The following is an 18,988-nucleotide window of genomic DNA, read 5'->3' on the forward strand; positions in this document are numbered from 1 at the left end:
CGCACAGGATGGTTCTTGCGGTCGCGAGGTCAAGCCTTGCAGCCAAGAAGTTGCTGCCCTGCAACGAACCGGCGCGAATTGTGAATGGAAGGCTGGACGACTAGAGTAAGAGGGGGCCGCAACGGCAGCGCGGCGAATGTGGTGGTGGCAGGAGCGAGATGGCGGCGTCTGACTGGGAAGGCTCGGAAGGCTGGAAGCGCATGTGGCGCTGGCGCAGGCTGGCCCGCCTGCCGGGCGCCAGGCTGTTTCGCGGCGCCTCGCGCTACCTGCCCAAGCGGCTCTACGCGCGCTCGCTCATCATCGTGATCGCGCCGATGATCCTTCTGCAGTCGGTGGTCGCCTTCGTTTTCATGGAACGACATTGGCAGACCGTGACCCACCGGCTCTCGGCCGCGGTCACACGCGATATCGCCGCCATCATCGACATGATCGAAACCTTCCCTTCCAGCGACAATCACGCTGAAGTGATACGCATCGCACAGGAGCGCCTGAATCTCAGGGTGGACCTGCTGCCACCCGATCCCTTGCCACCGCCCGGCGCGCGGCCTTTCTTCGGGATCCTGGACGAGTTCCTCAGCGCGGAAATCAGCCGCCAGATCAACCTGCCATTCTGGATCGATACGGTGGGCGATTCCAACATCGTGGAAATCCGCGTGCGGATGGAGGAACAGGTGCTGAGGGTCTTCGCGCGTCGCAGCCAGACCTATGCCTCCAACACGCACATCTTCCTGTTGTGGATGGTGGGGACCTCGCTTTTCCTGCTGGCGATCGCGGTCGCCTTCCTGCGCAACCAGATCCGGCCGATCACGCAGCTTGCCGAAGCGGCGGAGAGCTTCGGCAAGGGCCGGCCGATGCCGGCCGGCTTCCAGCCACGCGGCGCCGAGGAGGTGCGACGTGCCGGTATCGCCTTCCTGCGCATGCGCGAACGCATCGAGCGCCAGATCGAACAGCGTACCGCGATGCTCACCGGGGTCAGCCACGACCTGCGTACCATCCTGACCCGCTTCAAGCTGCAACTGGCGCTGGTGGGCCCGACTGCCGAGGTTGACGCGCTCAACCAGGACATCGACGACATGCAGTCCATGCTCGAAGGCTATCTTGCCTTTGCGCGGGGGGAGGCAGCCGAGGACACGGGCAGTTTCGACCTCGCCGCCTGTCTGAGAAGGCTGGAAGACGAGGCGCGTCTCCAGAAGCGAGAACTGACGACGGAACTGGAAGGTCCGCCGGAGGTCCAGGTCCGGCCGACGGCGTTCTCGCGCCTGATGGCAAATGTCGTGGGAAATTCACTGCGCTATGCGGAGCGTGTCAAGGTGAGCGCACGAAACCTGGAGGGCAGGCTCGTTGTCTGCGTGGACGACAACGGCCCCGGTATTCCGGCCGATCGTCGCGAAGACGTGTTCAAGCCCTTCGTCCGGCTCGACGAGGCGCGCAATCAGGACGAGAGCGGCACGGGGCTGGGCCTTTCGATCGCCCGCGACATCGCGCGCAGCCATGGCGGAGACATCTCGCTGGAAGACAGCCCCCTGGGCGGATTGCGCGCGACCATCCGCGTGCCGGCCTGACACCATCCAGACAACCACATCACGAACGGAGCCGCGCATGCGCCTGCTGATCCTGGCCCTCGCTATCATGATGTCGTCCGCGGCCCTGGGAGCCGAAGAGGCGCCGGAACTGCGCCGACACCTGGAACGGGAGGGCGTGGCGGGTGTCATCGCGATCTACGACCCGATGCGTGGGAGGCTTCGCGTGTCGGACGCGGGGCGGGCCGTTGCCGCCTCCGTGCCCGCATCGACCTTCAAGGTGCCGGCCTCTCTCATCGCGCTCGACCTCGGCCTGGTCCGGGACCCCGACGCCGACATCTTTCCCTTTCAAGGCGAACGCTTCTTCGTCGAAAGCTGCAACCGCGACCAGACATTGACCTCAGCCCTCCGAAACTCCTGCCTGCCGGTCTTCCAGCGCCTGGCCCGCATGATGGGAGACGAGCGGCTTTCGGCCGGCCTCAAGTCGCTCGGCTTCGGCAACGCGGCGGCAACGGGGACCTTTCCCTACTGGCTCCGCGGCGACATGCGCATCACGCCGCTTGAACAGATAAGCTTCATGGACAGGTTACGCAGGGGCGCCCACCCCGTATCCGCGCGGGCGCACTCGATGGTGACAGAGATGATCGAAATCGAACGCCTGGGCGATGTGGTGATCCGTGGCAAGACCGGCTGGTCGACAGCAGGCACCGGTGTCGGCTGGCTCGCAGGCTGGGCGGAAGGGAGAGGTGAAACGCGCGTCTTCGCGGTCAATCTGGAAATGACGCGGATGGCGCAGGCGCCGCTGCGCCTGAAGGTGGTCAAGGCCGTACTTGCTGCCGAGGGTCTGATCGACTGAGCATTGCCGGTACGGCCTTCAGTACATTCGGCCACCGTTCGGGACCTTCAGATCGACTGTCGACAGGACCACCTCGCCTTCCTCGTCGGGAAAGCCGAGCGTCAATACCTCGGACATGAACTTGCCGATCTGGCGCGGCGGGAAGTTGACGACCGCCAGCACCTGTCTGCCCGGAAGTTCCTCGGGCGTGTAGTGGCGGGTGATCTGGGCCGACGATTTCTTGACGCCGATATCCGGACCGAAATCGATCTTCAGCTTGATGGAGGGTTTGCGCGCCTCGGGATAGGGCGCGGCCTCGACGATCGTGCCGACACGGATGTCGACCTTCAGAAAATCGTCGAAGCCGATCTCCGGCGCTCGCGTCCCGTCCGCCATGACCGTTCAGGCCGACCCGCAGGTCTCGAACAGGGCGCTGTCGAGCGCGTCGCGGGCGCTGGAACCCGACCAGATGACAAACTGGAATGCCTGATAATAGCACTCGCAAGCTTCGAGGGCGCTGTGGAGCAGCACCTCGACCTGCTGACTGGACGGATCGAGGCCGCCCGCGAGCAGGAGCGACTGGCGGAACATCACCGCGCCTTCCTGCTCCCAGAAGTCGAAATGCCCGAACAGCATCTGCTCGTTGATCAGCGACAGGAGCCGCATGACCTCGAGCGTACGGTTTTCCGGCACCTTGATGTCGAATGCGCAGGCGAGGTGAAGAGCCTCGAATTCCTCGATCCAGGAGTAAGAGACATGGTAGTCGGTCCACGTGCCGGCGACGGCGATCGAAATCTCGTCATCACCGCTGCGCTCGAAGGACCAGTCGTTCGCATTGGCGACGTGCTCGATCACATCGACCGGGTGCGCGTCGCGCGCGATGTCGTATTCGAGAATATCCATTGACCGCTCTTTATCTGCCTGGTGCCATACACGGATCAAACCCGTGCCGAACTGCACGCCAACCCTAGCACTCGTACCCTGTGCGGAGCATGCGCGGCCAAAGCCGCACCAGACCCCCTCTCCCGATGCGGAACGCTCCGAAAGCCGTTCCGAATCAATCAACAAATTCAGTCTATTGATGAGGAGTCTGGTGAACAGTCCCTTTTTGGGACATTAGAGCGGAAGATGTGGAAAGGTTATGGGAGGGCGCCGGTCAAACCGACCTAAGCGACTCTGCGGAAAGGTTTTCCGCGTCCGGGCGCCCTGTTGAAAACCGCTACTGCTTTTTCGCAGCTGCCCTTGCCGCGGGCTTCTTTTCGGGCTGCTGCAGGCGAATTTCGAGTTCCGCGATGCGCGCAGCAAGCTTTTCGTTCTCGGCGCGCGCCTTGAGCGCCATCTCGCGGACGGCTTCGAACTCCTCGCGCTGAACGAGGTCCATCGAGTTCAGCATGCGCTCGGCCTGCGAGCGAAATGCCGTCTCCATCTCCCGGCGGACGCCCTGGGCGGCGCCGGCTGCATCTGTCATGAGCTTGGCGAATTCGTCGAGAATACGGTTCTGACCAGTGGACATGGTGGCGTGCCTCATCGTTTCATGTGGAAGTAGGCCCGGTGCCGGGCGAATGCAAGGTCGCAGCATATCGCTCCGGCTTGACCCGTCCCGTCGGGCACCGCATATCAGCGGCGCCGGCAACCCGTGCCGGTCAAGGAAAGGGATCCGACCTTGCCCGAATCGCTTCTTCTCCCGCTTTCGGCCATCGCATTTCCGAACATCGACCCGATCGCCCTGCAGATCGGTCCGCTGGCCATACGCTGGTACGGGCTGGCCTGGATCGGCGGCCTTTTGTTCGCGTGGTGGTACGCCAAGCGGCTGGTGACGAACGAACGCCTCTGGCCAGGTGGGCAGCCACCCTGCAAGGCTGTCGACATCGACGATTTCCTGATCTGGGCGGCGGTCGGAACGCTGCTCGGCGGACGCGTCGGTTATGTGCTTTTTTATGATTTCGCGAGCTTCGCGGCCAATCCGCTGCAGATATTCGCCATCTGGCAGGGCGGCATGTCCTTTCATGGCGGTTTCCTCGGCACCACCGCGGCGATGATCCTGTTTGCCCACAGGCGCGGCATGAATGTGTGGAGCCTGTTCGACGTGGTGGCGGCGGGCGTGCCCGTCGGCCTTGGTCTGGTGCGCCTGACCAATTTCATCAATTCCGAACTCTGGGGCCGGCCAACCGACGTGCCGTGGGCGTTCGTGTTCCCCAATGGCGGACCCTTCGCGCGTCACCCGAGCCAGCTTTACGAGGCCGCGCTGGAAGGTCTGCTGCTCTTCCTCGTGCTGCGGCTGCTTACCCATTGGGCGTTGCAGCTGCGGGCGCCTGGGCTGGTGGCCGGTGTTTTCGTTGCGGGCTACGGCCTCTCGCGCATCATCGTGGAGTTCTACCGGGAGCCGGATGCCCATATCGGCTATCTGGCCGGCAACTGGCTGACGATGGGGATGATTCTGTCGCTTCCGATGGTTCTGATTGGGCTTTGGGCAGTCGTCTCGGCCCGCATGGCAATGAACACGCCGACGCGATGACGCCGCTTCGCACGCGCATGGTCCGGCTGATCTCGGCCGCGGGGCCGCTGTCGGTGGCCGACTACATGGCGCATTGCCTGTTCGATCCAGAACATGGCTACTACACGACGCGCGAGCCCTTCGGCGCGGCGGGCGATTTCACCACCGCGCCCGAGATCAGCCAGATGTTCGGCGAACTGATCGCGGTGTGGATGGCGGGCGCATGGCAGGCGGCCGGGGCCCCCGCGCCCTTCGTGCTCGCCGAGATCGGACCGGGACGCGGGACGCTGATGAAGGACATGCTGCGGGCGCTCTCGCATGCCGCCCCGCGCATGCTGTCGGCGGCGCGCATCCATCTGGTGGAGACCAGTCCGCGGCTCAGGGATGTGCAGAAACGCACGCTCGCGAACAGCGCCGCCGAGCCCATCTGGGTGTCGGATATCGACCAATTGCCGCAGATGCCCTTCTTCATCGTCGGCAACGAACTGTTCGATGCGGTCCCCCAACGCCAGTATGTGAAGGCCGGGCAAAGGTGGCGCGAGCGGATGGTCGGGCTCGACGACGAAGGCCAGCTCTGTTTCGTGGCGGGATCGGGCGGGCTCGCGCCGGATCTGCTGCCGGCGGATGCGGAGTCGGCTCCCGAGGGCGCGATCGTCGAGATCTCGCCGGCGCGCGAGGCGCTGATGACGCGGATCGCCACGCGCATTGCGTCCGATGGCGGGGTGGGCCTCTTCCTGGATTACGGCTATTTCGGCCCGGCGCTGGGGGACACGCTTCAGGCCCTGCGGCGGCACGCCTTCGACGACGTCCTGGCGCATCCGGGCGAGGCGGATATTACCTCGCATGTCGATTTCGCCACGCTTGCGCGGGCGGCGGAAGCGGCGGGCCTTCAAACGCACAGCATGGAGCAGGGGGCGTTCCTGCTGCAAATGGGGCTTCTGGAACGGGCCGGCGCGCTTGGCGCTCGTGCCGACGCGGCGACACGCCAGCGGCTCCAGAGCGAAGTCGACCGTCTGGCGCGGCCCGAACAGATGGGCCGCCTGTTCAAGGCGCTGATGATCTCGCGGCCCGGCACGGCCCTGCCGGCGGTCGATCGAATGGACGATTGACTTGGCCCGACGCCTGCCTCACCATTTCCAACAAATCGGATCGGCGGGGGAGGGCGCGAAGACCCGCGAGCCGGGCCGAAGGGAGCAGGAAAAGGCGGCACATGCTTGACAACGCGCGGCTGGAACCCGTCCGGTCCCCGGCTCTCGACGCCCATGAACCGGCTGGCATCCGGCACGGTTTCTTCACCCGGGCGGGCGGCGTGTCGACCGGGTTGTTCCAGGGATTGAATGTCGGCCTCGGCTCGGGCGACGAGCGCGCTGCGGTGCTCGAGAATCGCCGGCGCGTGGCGCGCTGGCTGAAGGTTGCGCCGGAGGGGCTGGTCGGCGTGCATCAGGTCCATTCGCCCGAGGTCGTGGCGGTCGAGGCACCTTTCGGCGTCGACCGGCCGAAGGCGGATGCGATGGTCACCGACAGGCCGGGCCTCGCGCTCGGCGTGCTGACGGCCGATTGCGGGCCGGTCCTGTTTGCGGATCCGCAGGCCGGCGTGATCGGCGCGGCCCATGCCGGCTGGAAGGGCGCGCTGACGGGGGTGCTTGAAAACACGATCGCCGCGATGGAAAAGCGCGGCGCGAGAGCGGGGCGGATCGCCGCGGTGCTCGGCCCCTCGATCACCCAGGAAAACTACGAGGTCGGGCCGGAATTCGTCGAGCGTTTCGTCCGCTCGGACGCCGCCAGCGAGCGATTTTTCGCCGCTTCCGCAAGGGCAGGGCATGCGTTTTTCGATCTGAGGGGCTATACGCTGCTGCGGCTGGAGCGTGCCGGCGTCAGGATGGAGGCCGTTGCGCGCTGCACCTATGCGCTGGAGAGCGAGTTCTACTCCTATCGCCGCGCGACGCACCGAAACGAACCCGATTACGGCCGGCAGGTGTCGGCCATCGTCATGGAGAACCGTTGAATGGCCCTGCATTTCGACGCCACGGAATTCGATGCGCGCCGCGACCGGCTGCTGATGGAAATGGCCAACCGCAAGCTCGACGCCATGCTGCTCTTCGCGCAGGAGAGCATGTACTGGCTGACCGGCTACGACACGTTCGGCTTCTGCTTCTTCCAGTGCCTGGTCGTGAAGTCGGACGGGGAGACGGTGCTTCTGACCCGGTCGGCCGACATGCGCCAGGCGCGGCATACCTCCAACATCCCCAACATCGTCATCTGGGCAGACCGCGGCAAATCCGACCCGACGGCCGATCTGCGCAATCTCTTGAACGATCTCGACCTGCTCGGCTGTTCGATCGGCGTCGAATACGACACGCATGGCCTGACGGGCCGCAATGCGCGCCTGCTCGACGAGCAGCTGAAGACCTTCGGCAAGATCGAGGATGCCTCCGACGTCGTCTCGCGGCTGCGCGCCTTCAAGAGCGCGGCGGAGATCAAGAAGGCGCAGAAGGCGGCCCAGCTGTCGGATGCCGCCTTCGAAGCCGCCTTGCCGCTGATCAAGCAGGGCAGCGACGAGGGCGCGATCCTGGCCGCCATGCAAGGGGCCATCTTCGAGGGGGGTGGCGACTACCCGGCCAACGAGTTCATCATCGGCTCCGGCGCGGACGCGCTTCTCTGCCGCTACAAGGCGGGACGGCGCAAGCTCACCAAGAACGACCAGCTCACGCTCGAATGGGCCGGCGTCTTCCACCACTACCACGCGCCGATGATGCGCACCGTGCTGGTCGGCAAGGCCACCAAGCGCCACCAGGAACTGTTCGATGCCGCGCGCGAGGCGCTTGCGGCCGTGGAGCGCGCCATGCGACCCGGCAACACTTTTGGCGACGTCTTCGACGCGCATGCCCGCGTGCTGGAGGCGCGCGACCTGACGCGTCACCGGCTCAACGCCTGCGGCTATTCGGTCGGCGCGCGTTTCGCGCCCTCCTGGATGGACATGCCGATGTTCCATTCCGGAAACGAGGAGCCGATCGCGCCCGACATGACGTTGTTCGCGCACATGATCATCATGGATTCCGACAGCGAGACGGCGATGACGCTGGGCCGGACCTATCTGACCACAGACTCCGACCCAAAACCGCTGTCGCGTCTCGATCTCGACTTGATCGTTCGCTGAGCGCATAATGATGCTGGAATGTATCGTCGCGCCGCGCAGCAGCTACGTCTTTGCGCACGGTCGAATGCAGGAGACGGGGCAATGACACCGATCGGTGTGACGCGATCCGCAGGCTTGCTGGCATGCCTTCTCCTTGCAGCCTGCACCAGCACGGATGCGGTGCTGCAACCCTCGGCGCTGACCACCACCGAACAGCCCCCCGCGGTCCAGACGGCCTCGCTCGGGGCCGACTTCCGGCTCGGCTTCGATCCCGTTGTGGGCGCGACAGGGGAGGCGACTCAGCCGCTTTCGGCCCGGCTGTCGTCGCTTGCGGCGGATAATGGCATCCCGCTGGCCACTCCGGGCGGCGCGGCCACCCTGTCCATGAAGGGATATTTTTCGGCGATCTCGGAAAATGGCATTACCACGGTGATCTATGTCTGGGACGTGGTGGACGGCACCGGCACCCGCCTGCACCGCATCCAGGGACAAAAGCAGGCGACCGGCGGCTCCAGCGAGGGCTGGAGCGGCGTCGGAGCGGACACGATGGAAGCGATCGCAGACGAGACGATGAACCAGCTGGTGACGTGGCTTGCCAGCCGGCAGGGCTAGATTCCGGCCACACGGAAACCCTTTCTTCGGGATAGAGCGATGAATCGCGGTCGCGGTGCTTGAAATCATTCACCACCCGGCTAAAAGCCCCGTCAACGCCGTCGCCGGGGATCCTTCATGAAACTTTTCGCGGGCAACTCAAATCGGGTGCTGGCCGAGTCAGTCGCCCGATATCTCAACATTCCGCTCGGCAAGGCCAGCGTGCGCCGTTTCGCTGACCAGGAGATCTTCGTCGAAATCCAGGAGAACGTGCGCGGCGAGGATGTCTTCCTGCTGCAGTCGACCTCCTATCCCGCCAACGATCATCTGATGGAAATGCTCATCATGATCGACGCCTTCCGCCGTTCCTCGGCCAGGCGCATCACGGCGGTGATTCCCTATTTCGGTTATGCCAGGCAGGATCGCCGGGCATCGGGGCGCACGCCCATCTCGGCCAAGCTGGTGGCCAACATGATCACCCGGGCCGGCGCCGACCGCGTTCTGACGCTCGACCTGCATGCCGGCCAGATCCAGGGCTTCTTCGACATCCCGACCGACAATCTGTTCGCCGTTCCCGTGATGAGCCGGGACATCCGCCAGAAATACCAGCCCTCGAACGTCACGGTGGTGTCGCCCGATGTGGGCGGCGTGGTCCGAGCAAGGGCCCTGGCGAAGCGGCTCGACGCGCTGCTGGCCATCGTCGACAAGCGCCGCGAGCGGCCGGGCGAGTCGGAGGTCATGAACGTGATCGGCGACGTGAGCGGCAAGGACTGCATCATGATCGACGACATCGTCGATTCGGGCGGCACGCTGTGCAACGCGGCCGAAGCGCTGCTGGCCAACGGCGCCACCTCGGTGACGGCCTACATCACCCATGGCGTTCTGTCGGGTGGCGCGGTGGCCCGCATCACGGGCTCGAAGCTCAAGGAACTGGTCATTACCGATTCGATTCAGCCGACGTCCAGCGTGGAGGCGGCCGGCAACATCCGCGTGTTGCCGATCGCCGATCTGATCGGCGAGGCGATCTCGCGCACCGCCACGGAAGAATCCGTATCGAGCCTGTTCGACTGACCGTGGGCGTGCAAGTCCCCATGCCTTGCGCGCGGAAAGCCGACCAACCATATGCTTTTGATCTGGACAGCCCGCGACCCAGTCGCTATACGGCCTCCACTCGGCGGGTGATTAGCTCAGTTGGTAGAGCAGCTGACTCTTAATCAGCGGGTCGTAGGTTCGATCCCTACATCACCCACCAGTATTTCCAGATCTTCGATCGAAGCGATTTATTCGTCGCGGCTGACGACCTCGAAATAGCTGTCGAGGCGGCCGGGCTCGTCTTCGAGGACCTTGAGGGCCAGGTTCTGGCTTTCGAGCTGCGCCATCCAATCATCCCAGTCGACAAGTTCGGGTCCGCCAAGCGCGGTGGGTCTGTCGGGGCCCGTGTCCTGATCCTGGTAAGCGGCCTGGTCGAAGAGCATGGTGAGGACCGGCGCATCGGCGCCCCCCGGGGTCGAGGACTGGTCGATGAAGGCCGGTGCGCCCATGCGCGAAGCCGCCCAGTCCCTGATTTCGTCGCGGTCGGTGAGGATGTGCGTCTCGGTCATTGCAGGTCCTTCAATTCAGTCTGTTGCAGCTTTCAACCCGCCAAGCCGCCCCGGGTTCCGGGCGGCGTGGGGAACACGTGCGGCATTGAGAGGTTTTGGAAATGACGGCCGGCTGCCGCGGCGCGTGTGAACTGCAAGCGGTCGGCAATTTTCAGCGGAAGGATGAACAGCGACATGCCCCGTCTGATCCAGTTCGTGCTGACCAATTTCGCCGCCGGCTTCTGCCTCGCGGCGGGCGCAGCCTCCTGGGCCATGGCGGCCGGGCTGGGACCCGCCGGAATGACGGGACAGAACTGGCTAGCCGCGGCGCTGTTCGTGCAGGCCATGGGGGCAAGCGGCGGGCTCGGCTATCTCGCGACCGCGGTGCTGCTCAAAGGCGAGCGGTAAAGCGCCGCGGCCGCCTCGACCTCTCCGGACAGGCTTTGCCTCCAGCGCGTATAGATGTATCCAGTCTCCGTTGGTCCCGCAGGAGACATTTGTGGAACGGCGCAATTCCTGGCTCATCCTCTCGGTATCTCTTGTTTTTCTGTTGACGGTGGTGGGGCTCGCGACGGCCCTTCTGTGGCGTGGGCATGCCGACGCCGTCGCGCGGGCGGAGATTCAGGTCACCGCGGCTGCCGGCGCGGTCGCCGCGCAGGCCAGCTGGCTTCTGGAGGCCGGCGGGCAGACCTTGCGTCGCGCGGAACAGGCGATGGCCAGCGACAGACCGGCCCAGGCTTTCGCCCAGGTCGCAGCAGATCTGCCTCCCGGCTTCGAACTCAGCGTGCACGACGGCGACGGGCAGCTCGTCTTCCCGCTCGACGCAACGGATGCCACGGCAGATAGCGGTTTCATCGATCTCGATGCCGGTGCCTTCACCCCCGATATCGGCATTTCCGCGTTCGTGCCGGAGCTCTCCGGCGGGGTTGGGGGCTTCTACGTCAGGCGGACGATCGGCGAGGACCAGACAGGCCGGACGATCCTGCTTCACGTCCCGGCGGGCCTGCTTTCGGAATTCTGGCGTACCCTGGCGCTCGGTCCCGATTCCGCCATCAGCATTTTCCGCGAGGATGGTCTCCTGGTCGCCCGTCATCCGGTGCCGACCGGTTCACTCGACCTGAGCGACCACCCCCTGTTTGCCGAACACCTGCTCCTGGCGCCTTCCGGCGTCTACCATTCCTCCGAATCGCCGGCCGACGGCGTTCCGCGAATCGTCGGCTACACGACGGTCGCGGGGAAGCCACTGGTTGCGGTGGCCGCCTTGTCGACCGCTCATGCGCTCGGACCCTACTGGCAGCGGCTCTACGCCCTTATCCTGCTGGGTCTCCCCGTTCTCATCATCCTGGCGGCCCTGGCATGGTGGCAGGCCGTCCTCTTGCGCCGCGAGGAGGCAACGCGGCGAAAGCTGGAAGCCACTGCGGATCACAACCACATGCTTCTGCGCGAAGTGCATCATCGCGTGAAGAACAACCTCCAGATCATCATGTCGATGGTCCGGATGCAGAAACTGCCGGCCGAGGCCGAACTCGACCTGCGCAACCGCGTCATGGCCATGTCGGCGCTTCACGAGCACCTGCATGGGCCCGGTCCAGCCGGGCTGGTCGAACTCGGCACCTATCTGGGCGAGTTGATGGAGGGCGTGAACAGAAGCTACGGAAATCGCATGAAACTCGTGCTCGACTTCGAACCGGACATCTTCGTCGATGCGGATGCGGCAACCCCGCTCGGGCTCATCGTCAACGAGCTGGTGACCAACGCCAACAAATATGCGTTTCCCGATGGAGAGTTCGGCACGATGACCGTGCAGCTTGCGCGTCGGGGCGGGACGGCCGAAGTCGCGGTGCTGAACGACGGCATACCTTTCGACGCCACGCCGAAATCGAAAGGCGAAGGTATTCGCCTCATCCGCAGCCTGGCCCCGCAGGTCAGCACGGATTTTGTCCTCACCGGCGACAAGGGCCTGGAATTCAGGATCAAGGTGCCGATCACGGACCGCCCGACCGAGGACTTGTCAAACCCGGATCAGACTTCGCCGGGATAAGGGCTGGACCTGAGCAGCCTCGCAGATGGAGGGCGTTGCGGCACAGCGTGGCGACTTCGCTCGAGCGCCCGCCTGCACACGCTCGACAACTGGCCCAACCAGATGGGCATGCCTGCAACCAGAATATCCGCCCGCATGATGCGCCTGGCGCTTTCACCGGAAACCTTACGATCTGGAACCAACCGAGGCTGAAAATTGTTCAGTCGGAACGTGCGGCATCGCCGCGCGCTCTGTTTTTGCATCAAGGAAGGGATCATCATGGAAGGCGTTGGTTGGATAGGTGCCATCATCATCGGCGGGATCGCCGGGTGGCTGGCGGAAATGTTCATGAAGAGCAGCATGGGGATGTTGATGAACATCCTGCTGGGCATCGTCGGTGCGGCGGTCGCCAGTTTCCTGTTCGGTCTCGTCGGCATCCAGTTCGGCGGATGGCTTGGCTACCTGATCGCAGGCTTCGTAGGCGCCTGTATCCTCATTGCGCTGGCTCGAGCGATAAGACGGTAGCGCAGAAACCGATGCGAGGGGCGCAGCCTGTGTCGCCCCTCGACGCGACAATCGGCATGGAGTTCAAACATGGACGACACCACCCGTAAAAGCGACGATCGCCACGACAAGGGCAAGTCGGAGCCGGAACCGGTGAGCGTGCCGGAAAACGGGGATTTCCGCTACGATTCCGAGCAGGAGGCGGCGGAAAACCGCGAAGACGGGAAGAGCGGTCCGGACGAGAACTAACCTGGCCCGAAATGAACTGACGACGGGCGCGGCTTGCCAAAGCCGCGCCCGTTTTGCGTTCGCGGTCGGCAAACCGGCTTGATCGCCGTCAACGCGGGAGGCCACCAGGCAGGCTATTCCACCTACGGTACAGAAGTGAGGAGCAAGTCATGCATGCAGGCGATCTGATGACGACCGGCGCGGCCATCGTGCATCCGTGGGATACAGTATCCGAAGCGGTGGCGACGATGGTCAATTACGGGGTCAGCGGGCTGCCGGTCGTCGACAAGGAGGGCGGCGTGGTCGGCATCGTGACCGAGCGCGATCTCTTGCGCCGCGTCGAGTTGGGCACCGAGCACCGACGCCCGCGCTGGCTGGATCTGTGGTTCGAGCCGGGCGACCTGGCGGAGGAATACAGCCGGTCGCATGGGCGCAAGGTAGAGGACGTCATGACGCGTGACGTGGTTACGGCCGATGTGGAAATGCCGGCCAGCGAGATCGCCACGCTGATGCAAGTCAAGGGCGTCAAGCGCCTGCCCGTGCTGCGCGATGGAAAGCTGGTCGGCATCGTCAGTCGCGCCAATCTGATTGCCGCGCTGTCGCGACGCTTGAGCCAGCCAGAAGCGGCTGGGGCCGAGGATATCGAACTGCGCCGGCGGGTTCTCGACGAGATCGTCGACAAGGCCTGGGCGCGGGGCGCCTCGGTCGACGTGCATGTGCGCGACGGCAAGGTGGCACTCCGGGGCAATGTTGGCGACGAGCGCATCGCGCGGGCGATGCGGGTGGCCGCGGAGAACACGCCAGGCGTGAAGGACGTGGTGTCGCTTCTGCGGACCTTGCCGCAGGAAGCGGGAACGGCATGACATGCGGCGGGTAGCGGCTATCGTGGCCGGTGTGGCACTCGTGTGGGCGGCGCAGGTCGCGGCTGCCGATCGCGAGAGCGAATTCCGCGGTCGCCGGCTGGCGGAGGCCAATTGCTACGATTGCCACGCGCTCGCGCTTTACGACGAGAGCCTAGATCCGCGTGCGCCGCCCTTCAGGGAGCTGGCGCTGCGCGGCGATGTGGAAGCGCTCCGGGCGGACATGGCGGGCGATCTTTTTGCCCGCCATCCCAAAATGCCCGATTTCGAGCCGACACCGGACCAGATCGACGATCTGGTCGACTTCATCGAAAGCCTGGCGCCGTGAGGCAGATGCCTCAGCAGGCGACGGTCGGGTAATCCTTGCCTTCCCAATGGGCCAGCTGCGCGGCGAAATGGCGTTGGAAGGAAAGGGGGCCGTCGCGCTCCATCCACTCCTCGTCATAGATGGCGATGTAGATGGTCAGCGACAGGAAGAAGTGGGCGCCCATCTCGAACAGCTTGACGAAATCGTGGGCGATCAGCGCCTCGCGCTCCTCGTCGGTGAGCGAGTGGACGGTCGAGCGCTCGGCGTCGTTGAGCCTGGGGCCGATCGACTGTTCCCAGGTGGCGACGAAGGCGCGCGGTTCTTCCTTGTAGCGGCGCAGCAGTTCGGGGTCCCGGTCGACGGTGAAGAGGAACTTGTTGACGTAGTATTTGCTCATGCCGCCTTCTCCTTCGGATACCAGGTGAAATAGGCTTCCATGGTGTGGAAGAGGTCGAGATTGTCGACGTAATCGGCCTTCTCGGCGCCCGCTATGCCCATCATCAGGATCAGGTCCATGAAACCGTGCGTGGCGTTGCCGCTGTTGGCCATGGATTCGTGGGTGACGTTTTCCAGGATCGCCTCGATGTTGCCGGTGGAGATCCATTCGATCGCCTGGCGGTCGAATTCCGGATCTGGGCCGGTCTCGCGGAACTGGCGCGGGCCACCCAGCTCGAGCGACAGGTGGCCGCTGCCGATGGCGGCGATGCGCTTGTCGGAGGGGTAGGAATCGATGACTTCGCGGATCGCGCAGCCGAGCTCCCAGAAGCGGCGGGGCGAGGGCAGAGGCGGGGCGAAGATGTTGGTGTAGATCGGCACCACGGGCAGGTCGGCCTGCGGCCTTGTGGTGATGATCGGGCAGATGATGGAATGGTCGATCTTCAGTTCGTGGCTGAAGGCCATGTCGAAGCTGCGGTCCATCAGCCCGCGCAGCATGTAGTCCGACAGTTCCTCATGCCCTTCGAGCACGTAGGTCGGCAGGTCGAACTCGCGGATCTCGTTGTAGAAGGTCGCGTCGTAGCGTGGCGCCTTGCCGATCAGGAACTGCGGATAGTTGTCCAGAAACAGCTGGTGGAAATGGTCGGACCCGACCATGACCAGGATGTCGGGCTCGGCCCGGGTCAGCGTCTCGCGATAGGCCTCGATCTTGCGCTTCCACTCCGGCGCCTGCGGAATCTGCTGCTCCGGCGGCATGGTCGTCGCCTTCAAATAGAAGGGATGATGGGTCGTCGCCAGAACGGCGCACAGTTCTGCCATTTGTCGTCCTCCTCAGGCGCGGCCGATGCGGGCCGCCCGATGCCAAGTCAATGCGATGGAGGCCGCGCGCGCAAGGCGGCCGGCCTCCTGAAATCTCCGATCAGGTGCGAAACAGATCCTGTTCCACACCGGCCGCCTCGAACAGATAGTCGCGGCTTTCCTCCAGCTCACGCTTGAGGCGCGCGACGTCCACGTCCACCAGTTCGCCGCGCCATTTGCGGATCTTGCCGGCAACCAGGACCGTGTCGACATTGGTGCGGTCCATCAGCGTAACCACGGCGCCCGGCACGTTGTTGAGCGGATGCACGTTGATGGCGCCCGCATCGAGCAGGACGATGTCGGCTTCCTTGCCGGGCGTCAGCGAACCGGTCTTGCGGTCGAGCTTGAGGCCTCTCGCGCCTTCCATCGTGGCAAAGCGGATCACGTCGCGCGAGGAGAGAAGCGGCGGCAGGTCATCTTCGCCTTCCAGCGCCCGCTGGTTGATGAAGGCGCGCTGAAGCGTCATGGCGGACCGCATCTGGGTGAACGGGTCGGCGGACATCGTGCATTCGACATCTGACGATAGCGAAGGCTGCATGCCGAGGTCGAGCGCCTTCTGGATGGGCGGCATGCCGTGTCTCATCTGCATCTCGATCGGCACGGCCAGCGACACATGGGCGCCCGCATCGGCAGCGCGCTGCCAGGCCATGTCGGACATGCCGGTCATGTGGATGAAGATGTTATCTTCGCCGAACTGCCCGGCTTCGGCCAGTTCGTCGAAGGCAGGCCGCATGCCGAATGTGCCGACAACATGCAGCGCGATCGGCAGGCCGAGTTCGCGGCCGATCTCCCAGGCGCGCTCATAGCCCGGCAGATAGATTTCGCCGCCCATGACCATGGTGAGCAACTGGTCGTCGGACGAAAAATGCTCCTCGCGGATGCGCCGTGCGTCCTCGGGATAGCGGGCATCGTCGCCCCACCCCTCGAAATAGCCGAAGACCGACCGGCGACCGGCATCGCGCAAGGCCTCGATCGCGGCATCCGAATGTTCGGGGGAATGGTGGATCTGGGAGACGTCCATGACGGTCGTCACGCCGGTGTCGAGCTGGGCGATCGAGCCGAAGAGCTCGTTGATGTAGACGTCCTCCGGTCGGTAGACCATCGAGAATTTCTGCAGGATGGTCTCGTAGTAATTGACCTGGTTTTCCGGCCGGCCGTCATTGATGAGGATGCCGTCGGCGAGGAAGCTGCGGAGCCCCGTCTCGAACTGATGCAGATGGGTGTCGATGAAGCCCGGCATCACGATCATGCCGGCCGCCTCGATGATCTCGGCATCGCCGGCTTCGAGATTCGGGCCGATCTCCTCGATGGTGCGGCCGGAGATCAGCACGTCGGCCTCGGCAAAATCGCCGACGTCAGGGTCCATCGAGAGAACGTGTCCGCCCCGGATGAGGATACGGCGACCTTCGCCACCCGAACCCGCGGGCATTTCCTGAGCACTGGCGGCACGTGTGGCCAGAAAACCGGTGGCCGCAGCCGCCCCCACAACCATCGAAGCTTTCAGAAAGTCGCGTCGCGATTCACACTTCACCGGCGGTCTGCCAGCATCACACATCCTGCACATGATCTCTCCTCCCGTTGCCTTGCCGTGACCAGGGCAGTGCGGCCTGCTCCTCCCTGAGACGACCGACTCCGCCAAGTTTTCGCTTAGCGAAAATATTTTCGCATTAAGACTAGCGCCGGGGGAGCCAGCGAGTCAATCCGCTTGTGGGCGGCCTGTGGTGCGGCTCGTAACGGCAGCTTGTCATGGCGCTGTTCCCGACGAATTTGCCAGCCGGACGCAGCGGGACTGGCTCCGACCGCCAGGAGCGGGTCAGGCCATCAAGCGGACAAGCGATGATTCAGCTTGCGCCCATCATGGATTGCAGAACCGGATAACGCGAAATCGTCTCGGCCAGACGGGCAGCGGAGATGCGCAGCTCCTGAAGCCGCTCCTCGACCAGCTGCTCGGCCGTCAGGAGGCCGGAGTAGCCCGAGGAGTTGAGTGCCCCGATCGACCTGCCGGAAGGTCCGCGAATGGGGACGGCGATGGCGGTGATCCCGTAATCGAGCTGGTCGACGGTCGTGGAATAGTTCGTTTCGCGGACATCGGCCACGATGGTTCGCAACTCGTCCTTGTCGACGACCGTCTTGCGGGTCAGTGCGACCGGTTCCATGTCGCGCAGGTAACACTCGAATTCCTCGGGCGGGAGTCCGGCCAGAAGAACGCGGCCCAGCGAGGTCGCGTGGGCTGGGTATCGGGCGCCCACGACAGCGGAGGGGCGGCGTGCGCGTTGTTCGGAATGGTGGGCGATGTAGAGAACGTCATGGCCCTGCAGCGTGCCGATCGAGGACGCGTCGCCGAAGACCTCGACCAATCGCCTGAGTTCCGGCTGCAGCACCTCATCGACCCGTGCGGAGAAGTAGAAGGCAGAGCCGAGGCCCAGCACTTTCGGCCGCAGATGGAAGCGCTTGTTGCTCTGGCCGACATAGCCGAGCGCCTGCAAGGTGATAAGGCTGCGGCGGGCGGCCGCAGGGCTGAGGCCCACACGACGGGCAACGTCGCTCAGCGTCATCTCGGGATGCTGGGCGTCGAAGCTCTCCAGGATCGCGATGCCCTTGGCGAGCGCCTCCACGAATTCCGCCGGCCGGCCGCTCTCCTGTGTGGCGTGAAGCATTCTCTGCACTCCATTGCGGCCCGCATAGGACGCAAGCCTGTTGAGCATGGCAATCCCCAAGAGCCAAAGCGGCCTTGACACAGCCGTCTATCACGCCGTAGTTTCCGTATGAAGAAAAAACTTTCGCTATCCGAAAATTCCGGGGAGGAAAGATGCGGATTGGCAAGCAGGACGGCGCCTTTACGGCGATTGCGACCTCGGACGCGGACTCCATCACGATACGCGGCCATGATCTGTGTTCCGAGCTGATCGGAAAGATCGATTTCACCGACTATTTCTGGCTGCTGACGCTGGGCGAAAAGCCTACCGAACTGCAGCGCGACGTCACCAATGCCTGCCTCGTCGCAATTGCCGAGCATGGGCTGGTGCCGAGCGTGCAGGCTGCACGCATGACGCTGGCCGCCGGGCCGGATGCCTGGCAGGGTGCGATGTCGGCGGGCCTGCTCGGCATGGGCAGCGTCGTGGCCGGCAGTTCGGAGCAGGCCGGCCGCTACATCGTCGAAGTGCTGGAGGCGAGCCGCAAATCAGGTTCGGATCTCGACAAGGCGGCGCGCGATAGCCTCGAAGAACTCAAGAGCCGGAAGCAGAAGGTTCCGGGCCTTGGGCATCCCCAGCACAGCGCGGGCGATCCGCGCGCCAATGTACTTCTGGAATTCGCCGACAAGCGTGGTGTCTCCGGCGACAACATCGCCTGTCTGAGGGCGATCGCCAAACATGCGCCGGAGATCATGAACCGCCCGCTGCCGATCAACGTCTCGGGCGCCATCCCTGCCCTGATGCTGGATGCGGGCTGGCCGATGGAGGCGATGAAGGGCGTGCCGCTGCTCGCGCGCACCGCCGGTCTCGTTGCCCATCTCTTCGAGGAATCGCAGCGCTCGATCGGGTTCATCATGTCGCACAAGGCGGATCTGGCCATCGGATATGACGGCAAGCCGGCCGGCGGGTCGAAGGAATAGGACGGAG

24 protein-coding genes, 1 tRNA gene and 1 pseudogene are annotated in these 18,988 nt (G+C 64.5%); 16 read left to right on the forward strand and 10 right to left on the reverse strand.

The genetic code is table 11. From position 1 onward, the window contains the following. Positions 1-200 precede the first annotated feature (200 nt). Both GRZ55_RS13315 and GRZ55_RS13320 read left to right on the forward strand, forming a co-directional pair. A complete protein-coding gene (locus GRZ55_RS13315) occupies positions 201-1,562 on the forward strand; it encodes an ATP-binding protein (protein ID WP_246734738.1) in 1,362 nt (453 codons plus the stop codon). Positions 1,563-1,599: 37 nt separating this feature from the next. Continuing rightward, on the forward strand, positions 1,600-2,376 hold the full coding sequence (locus GRZ55_RS13320; protein WP_169287425.1) for a class D beta-lactamase: 777 nt from the start codon (positions 1,600-1,602) through the stop codon (positions 2,374-2,376). A gap of 18 nt (positions 2,377-2,394) precedes the next feature. On the opposite strand, the gene GRZ55_RS13325 is transcribed toward GRZ55_RS13320, so the two are convergent. The 3 genes from GRZ55_RS13325 to GRZ55_RS13335 all read right to left on the reverse strand — a co-directional run bounded on the left by GRZ55_RS13325 (position 2,395) and on the right by GRZ55_RS13335 (position 3,868). Next, positions 2,395-2,751, reverse strand: coding sequence for a tRNA-binding protein (locus tag GRZ55_RS13325; protein WP_169287426.1), 357 nt, complete (start codon positions 2,749-2,751; stop codon positions 2,395-2,397). Between the two features lie 6 nt (positions 2,752-2,757). After that, entirely contained in the window at positions 2,758-3,258 is a 501-nt protein-coding gene (locus tag GRZ55_RS13330; RefSeq protein ID WP_169287427.1) for a YbjN domain-containing protein, read from the reverse strand. A gap of 316 nt (positions 3,259-3,574) precedes the next feature. Then, positions 3,575-3,868, reverse strand: coding sequence for an accessory factor UbiK family protein (locus GRZ55_RS13335; protein WP_169287428.1), 294 nt, complete (start codon positions 3,866-3,868; stop codon positions 3,575-3,577). Between the two features lie 150 nt (positions 3,869-4,018). On the opposite strand from GRZ55_RS13335, the gene lgt reads away from it, so the two are divergent. From lgt to GRZ55_RS13370, 7 genes are all read left to right on the forward strand, one after another. Next, on the forward strand, positions 4,019-4,870 hold the full coding sequence (gene lgt, locus GRZ55_RS13340; protein WP_169287429.1) for a prolipoprotein diacylglyceryl transferase: 852 nt from the start codon (positions 4,019-4,021) through the stop codon (positions 4,868-4,870). Next, positions 4,867-5,958, forward strand: coding sequence for a class I SAM-dependent methyltransferase (locus GRZ55_RS13345; protein WP_169287430.1), 1,092 nt, complete (start codon positions 4,867-4,869; stop codon positions 5,956-5,958). Before lgt ends, GRZ55_RS13345 begins: the two co-directional genes overlap by 4 nt. 101 nt (positions 5,959-6,059) lie before the next feature. Next, positions 6,060-6,854 (forward strand): peptidoglycan editing factor PgeF, encoded by a 795-nt coding sequence (gene pgeF / locus GRZ55_RS13350; protein ID WP_169287431.1) that lies wholly within the window; start codon positions 6,060-6,062, stop codon positions 6,852-6,854. Further along, positions 6,855-8,006 carry a Xaa-Pro peptidase family protein gene (locus tag GRZ55_RS13355; protein WP_169287432.1) on the forward strand — a complete coding sequence of 384 codons (1,152 nt, stop codon included), beginning with the start codon at positions 6,855-6,857 and terminating at the stop codon, positions 8,004-8,006. Between the two features lie 81 nt (positions 8,007-8,087). Further along, positions 8,088-8,597, forward strand: a complete 510-nt coding sequence (locus tag GRZ55_RS13360; protein ID WP_169287433.1) for a hypothetical protein — start codon at positions 8,088-8,090, stop codon at positions 8,595-8,597. Positions 8,598-8,714: 117 nt separating this feature from the next. Next, complete coding sequence (locus GRZ55_RS13365; protein ID WP_169287434.1) at positions 8,715-9,647, forward strand: ribose-phosphate pyrophosphokinase; 933 nt, start codon at positions 8,715-8,717, stop codon at positions 9,645-9,647. Between the two features lie 105 nt (positions 9,648-9,752). Beyond that, positions 9,753-9,828 (forward strand) — tRNA-Lys (locus GRZ55_RS13370). Positions 9,829-9,856: 28 nt separating this feature from the next. On the opposite strand, the gene GRZ55_RS13375 is transcribed toward GRZ55_RS13370, so the two are convergent. Both GRZ55_RS13375 and GRZ55_RS13380 read right to left on the reverse strand, forming a co-directional pair. After that, complete coding sequence (locus GRZ55_RS13375) at positions 9,857-10,177, reverse strand: hypothetical protein (RefSeq protein WP_169287435.1); 321 nt, start codon at positions 10,175-10,177, stop codon at positions 9,857-9,859. Between the two features lie 32 nt (positions 10,178-10,209). Beyond that, positions 10,210-10,353 carry a hypothetical protein gene (locus tag GRZ55_RS13380; RefSeq protein ID WP_169287436.1) on the reverse strand — a complete coding sequence of 48 codons (144 nt, stop codon included), beginning with the start codon at positions 10,351-10,353 and terminating at the stop codon, positions 10,210-10,212. Here GRZ55_RS13380 and GRZ55_RS13385 point away from each other — a divergent pair. The 6 genes from GRZ55_RS13385 to GRZ55_RS13410 all read left to right on the forward strand — a co-directional run bounded on the left by GRZ55_RS13385 (position 10,352) and on the right by GRZ55_RS13410 (position 14,096). Continuing rightward, positions 10,352-10,564: a hypothetical protein gene (locus GRZ55_RS13385; RefSeq protein ID WP_169287437.1), complete on the forward strand. Its 213-nt coding sequence runs from the start codon at positions 10,352-10,354 to the stop codon at positions 10,562-10,564. The genes GRZ55_RS13380 and GRZ55_RS13385 overlap by 2 nt on opposite strands. A gap of 91 nt (positions 10,565-10,655) precedes the next feature. Further along, positions 10,656-12,197 carry a histidine kinase dimerization/phosphoacceptor domain -containing protein gene (locus GRZ55_RS23785; RefSeq protein WP_169287438.1) on the forward strand — a complete coding sequence of 514 codons (1,542 nt, stop codon included), beginning with the start codon at positions 10,656-10,658 and terminating at the stop codon, positions 12,195-12,197. Positions 12,198-12,455: 258 nt separating this feature from the next. Then, complete coding sequence (locus GRZ55_RS13395; RefSeq protein WP_169287439.1) at positions 12,456-12,701, forward strand: GlsB/YeaQ/YmgE family stress response membrane protein; 246 nt, start codon at positions 12,456-12,458, stop codon at positions 12,699-12,701. 69 nt (positions 12,702-12,770) lie between these two features. Further along, positions 12,771-12,929 (forward strand): hypothetical protein, encoded by a 159-nt coding sequence (locus tag GRZ55_RS13400; RefSeq protein WP_169287440.1) that lies wholly within the window; start codon positions 12,771-12,773, stop codon positions 12,927-12,929. 149 nt (positions 12,930-13,078) lie between these two features. Next, positions 13,079-13,771 carry a CBS domain-containing protein gene (locus GRZ55_RS13405; protein ID WP_169287441.1) on the forward strand — a complete coding sequence of 231 codons (693 nt, stop codon included), beginning with the start codon at positions 13,079-13,081 and terminating at the stop codon, positions 13,769-13,771. A gap of 1 nt (position 13,772) precedes the next feature. Then, a complete protein-coding gene (locus GRZ55_RS13410) occupies positions 13,773-14,096 on the forward strand; it encodes a cytochrome c (RefSeq protein ID WP_169287442.1) in 324 nt (107 codons plus the stop codon). A 10-nt stretch (positions 14,097-14,106) separates the two neighbouring features. On the opposite strand, the gene GRZ55_RS13415 is transcribed toward GRZ55_RS13410, so the two are convergent. The 5 genes and pseudogenes from GRZ55_RS13415 to GRZ55_RS13430 form a co-directional block, all read right to left on the reverse strand. Next, positions 14,107-14,472 (reverse strand): hypothetical protein, encoded by a 366-nt coding sequence (locus GRZ55_RS13415; protein ID WP_169287443.1) that lies wholly within the window; start codon positions 14,470-14,472, stop codon positions 14,107-14,109. Next, complete coding sequence (locus GRZ55_RS13420; RefSeq protein ID WP_169287444.1) at positions 14,469-15,329, reverse strand: extradiol ring-cleavage dioxygenase; 861 nt, start codon at positions 15,327-15,329, stop codon at positions 14,469-14,471. The genes GRZ55_RS13415 and GRZ55_RS13420 overlap by 4 nt, the downstream gene beginning before the upstream one ends. 100 nt (positions 15,330-15,429) lie before the next feature. Further along, complete coding sequence (locus GRZ55_RS13425) at positions 15,430-16,797, reverse strand: amidohydrolase family protein (RefSeq protein WP_368856618.1); 1,368 nt, start codon at positions 16,795-16,797, stop codon at positions 15,430-15,432. Between the two features lie 33 nt (positions 16,798-16,830). Continuing rightward, positions 16,831-16,932 (reverse strand): annotated as a pseudogene (locus tag GRZ55_RS23790) (twin-arginine translocation signal domain-containing protein); the annotation flags it as partial. 277 nt (positions 16,933-17,209) lie between these two features. Continuing rightward, positions 17,210-18,025: an IclR family transcriptional regulator C-terminal domain-containing protein gene (locus GRZ55_RS13430; protein WP_169287446.1), complete on the reverse strand. Its 816-nt coding sequence runs from the start codon at positions 18,023-18,025 to the stop codon at positions 17,210-17,212. Positions 18,026-18,177: 152 nt separating this feature from the next. On the opposite strand from GRZ55_RS13430, the gene GRZ55_RS13435 reads away from it, so the two are divergent. Then, positions 18,178-18,981: a citryl-CoA lyase gene (locus GRZ55_RS13435; RefSeq protein ID WP_169287447.1), complete on the forward strand. Its 804-nt coding sequence runs from the start codon at positions 18,178-18,180 to the stop codon at positions 18,979-18,981. Positions 18,982-18,988 lie beyond the last annotated feature (7 nt).

The sequence above is a fragment of the Chelativorans sp. ZYF759 genome, from assembly GCF_012911015.1.
Taxonomy (GTDB): domain Bacteria; phylum Pseudomonadota; class Alphaproteobacteria; order Rhizobiales; family Rhizobiaceae; genus ZYF759.

Coding starts and splice junctions, on each gene's coding strand:
- GRZ55_RS13315 (WP_246734738.1), top strand. CDS start 201: ATGTGGCGCTGGCGCAGGCTGGCCCGCCTGCCGGGCGCCAGGCTGTTT.
- GRZ55_RS13320 (WP_169287425.1), top strand. CDS start 1,600: ATGCGCCTGCTGATCCTGGCCCTCGCTATCATGATGTCGTCCGCGGCC.
- GRZ55_RS13325 (WP_169287426.1), bottom strand. CDS start 2,751: ATGGCGGACGGGACGCGAGCGCCGGAGATCGGCTTCGACGATTTTCTG.
- GRZ55_RS13330 (WP_169287427.1), bottom strand. CDS start 3,258: ATGGATATTCTCGAATACGACATCGCGCGCGACGCGCACCCGGTCGAT.
- GRZ55_RS13335 (WP_169287428.1), bottom strand. CDS start 3,868: ATGTCCACTGGTCAGAACCGTATTCTCGACGAATTCGCCAAGCTCATG.
- GRZ55_RS13345 (WP_169287430.1), top strand. CDS start 4,867: ATGACGCCGCTTCGCACGCGCATGGTCCGGCTGATCTCGGCCGCGGGG.
- pgeF (WP_169287431.1), top strand. CDS start 6,060: ATGCTTGACAACGCGCGGCTGGAACCCGTCCGGTCCCCGGCTCTCGAC.
- GRZ55_RS13355 (WP_169287432.1), top strand. CDS start 6,855: ATGGCCCTGCATTTCGACGCCACGGAATTCGATGCGCGCCGCGACCGG.
- GRZ55_RS13360 (WP_169287433.1), top strand. CDS start 8,088: ATGACACCGATCGGTGTGACGCGATCCGCAGGCTTGCTGGCATGCCTT.
- GRZ55_RS13365 (WP_169287434.1), top strand. CDS start 8,715: ATGAAACTTTTCGCGGGCAACTCAAATCGGGTGCTGGCCGAGTCAGTC.
- GRZ55_RS13375 (WP_169287435.1), bottom strand. CDS start 10,177: ATGACCGAGACGCACATCCTCACCGACCGCGACGAAATCAGGGACTGG.
- GRZ55_RS13385 (WP_169287437.1), top strand. CDS start 10,352: ATGCCCCGTCTGATCCAGTTCGTGCTGACCAATTTCGCCGCCGGCTTC.
- GRZ55_RS13380 (WP_169287436.1), bottom strand. CDS start 10,353: ATGTCGCTGTTCATCCTTCCGCTGAAAATTGCCGACCGCTTGCAGTTC.
- GRZ55_RS13395 (WP_169287439.1), top strand. CDS start 12,456: ATGGAAGGCGTTGGTTGGATAGGTGCCATCATCATCGGCGGGATCGCC.
- GRZ55_RS13400 (WP_169287440.1), top strand. CDS start 12,771: ATGGACGACACCACCCGTAAAAGCGACGATCGCCACGACAAGGGCAAG.
- GRZ55_RS13405 (WP_169287441.1), top strand. CDS start 13,079: ATGCATGCAGGCGATCTGATGACGACCGGCGCGGCCATCGTGCATCCG.
- GRZ55_RS13410 (WP_169287442.1), top strand. CDS start 13,773: ATGCGGCGGGTAGCGGCTATCGTGGCCGGTGTGGCACTCGTGTGGGCG.
- GRZ55_RS13415 (WP_169287443.1), bottom strand. CDS start 14,472: ATGAGCAAATACTACGTCAACAAGTTCCTCTTCACCGTCGACCGGGAC.
- GRZ55_RS13420 (WP_169287444.1), bottom strand. CDS start 15,329: ATGGCAGAACTGTGCGCCGTTCTGGCGACGACCCATCATCCCTTCTAT.
- GRZ55_RS13425 (WP_368856618.1), bottom strand. CDS start 16,797: ATGCCCGCGGGTTCGGGTGGCGAAGGTCGCCGTATCCTCATCCGGGGC.
- GRZ55_RS13430 (WP_169287446.1), bottom strand. CDS start 18,025: ATGCTTCACGCCACACAGGAGAGCGGCCGGCCGGCGGAATTCGTGGAG.
- GRZ55_RS13435 (WP_169287447.1), top strand. CDS start 18,178: ATGCGGATTGGCAAGCAGGACGGCGCCTTTACGGCGATTGCGACCTCG.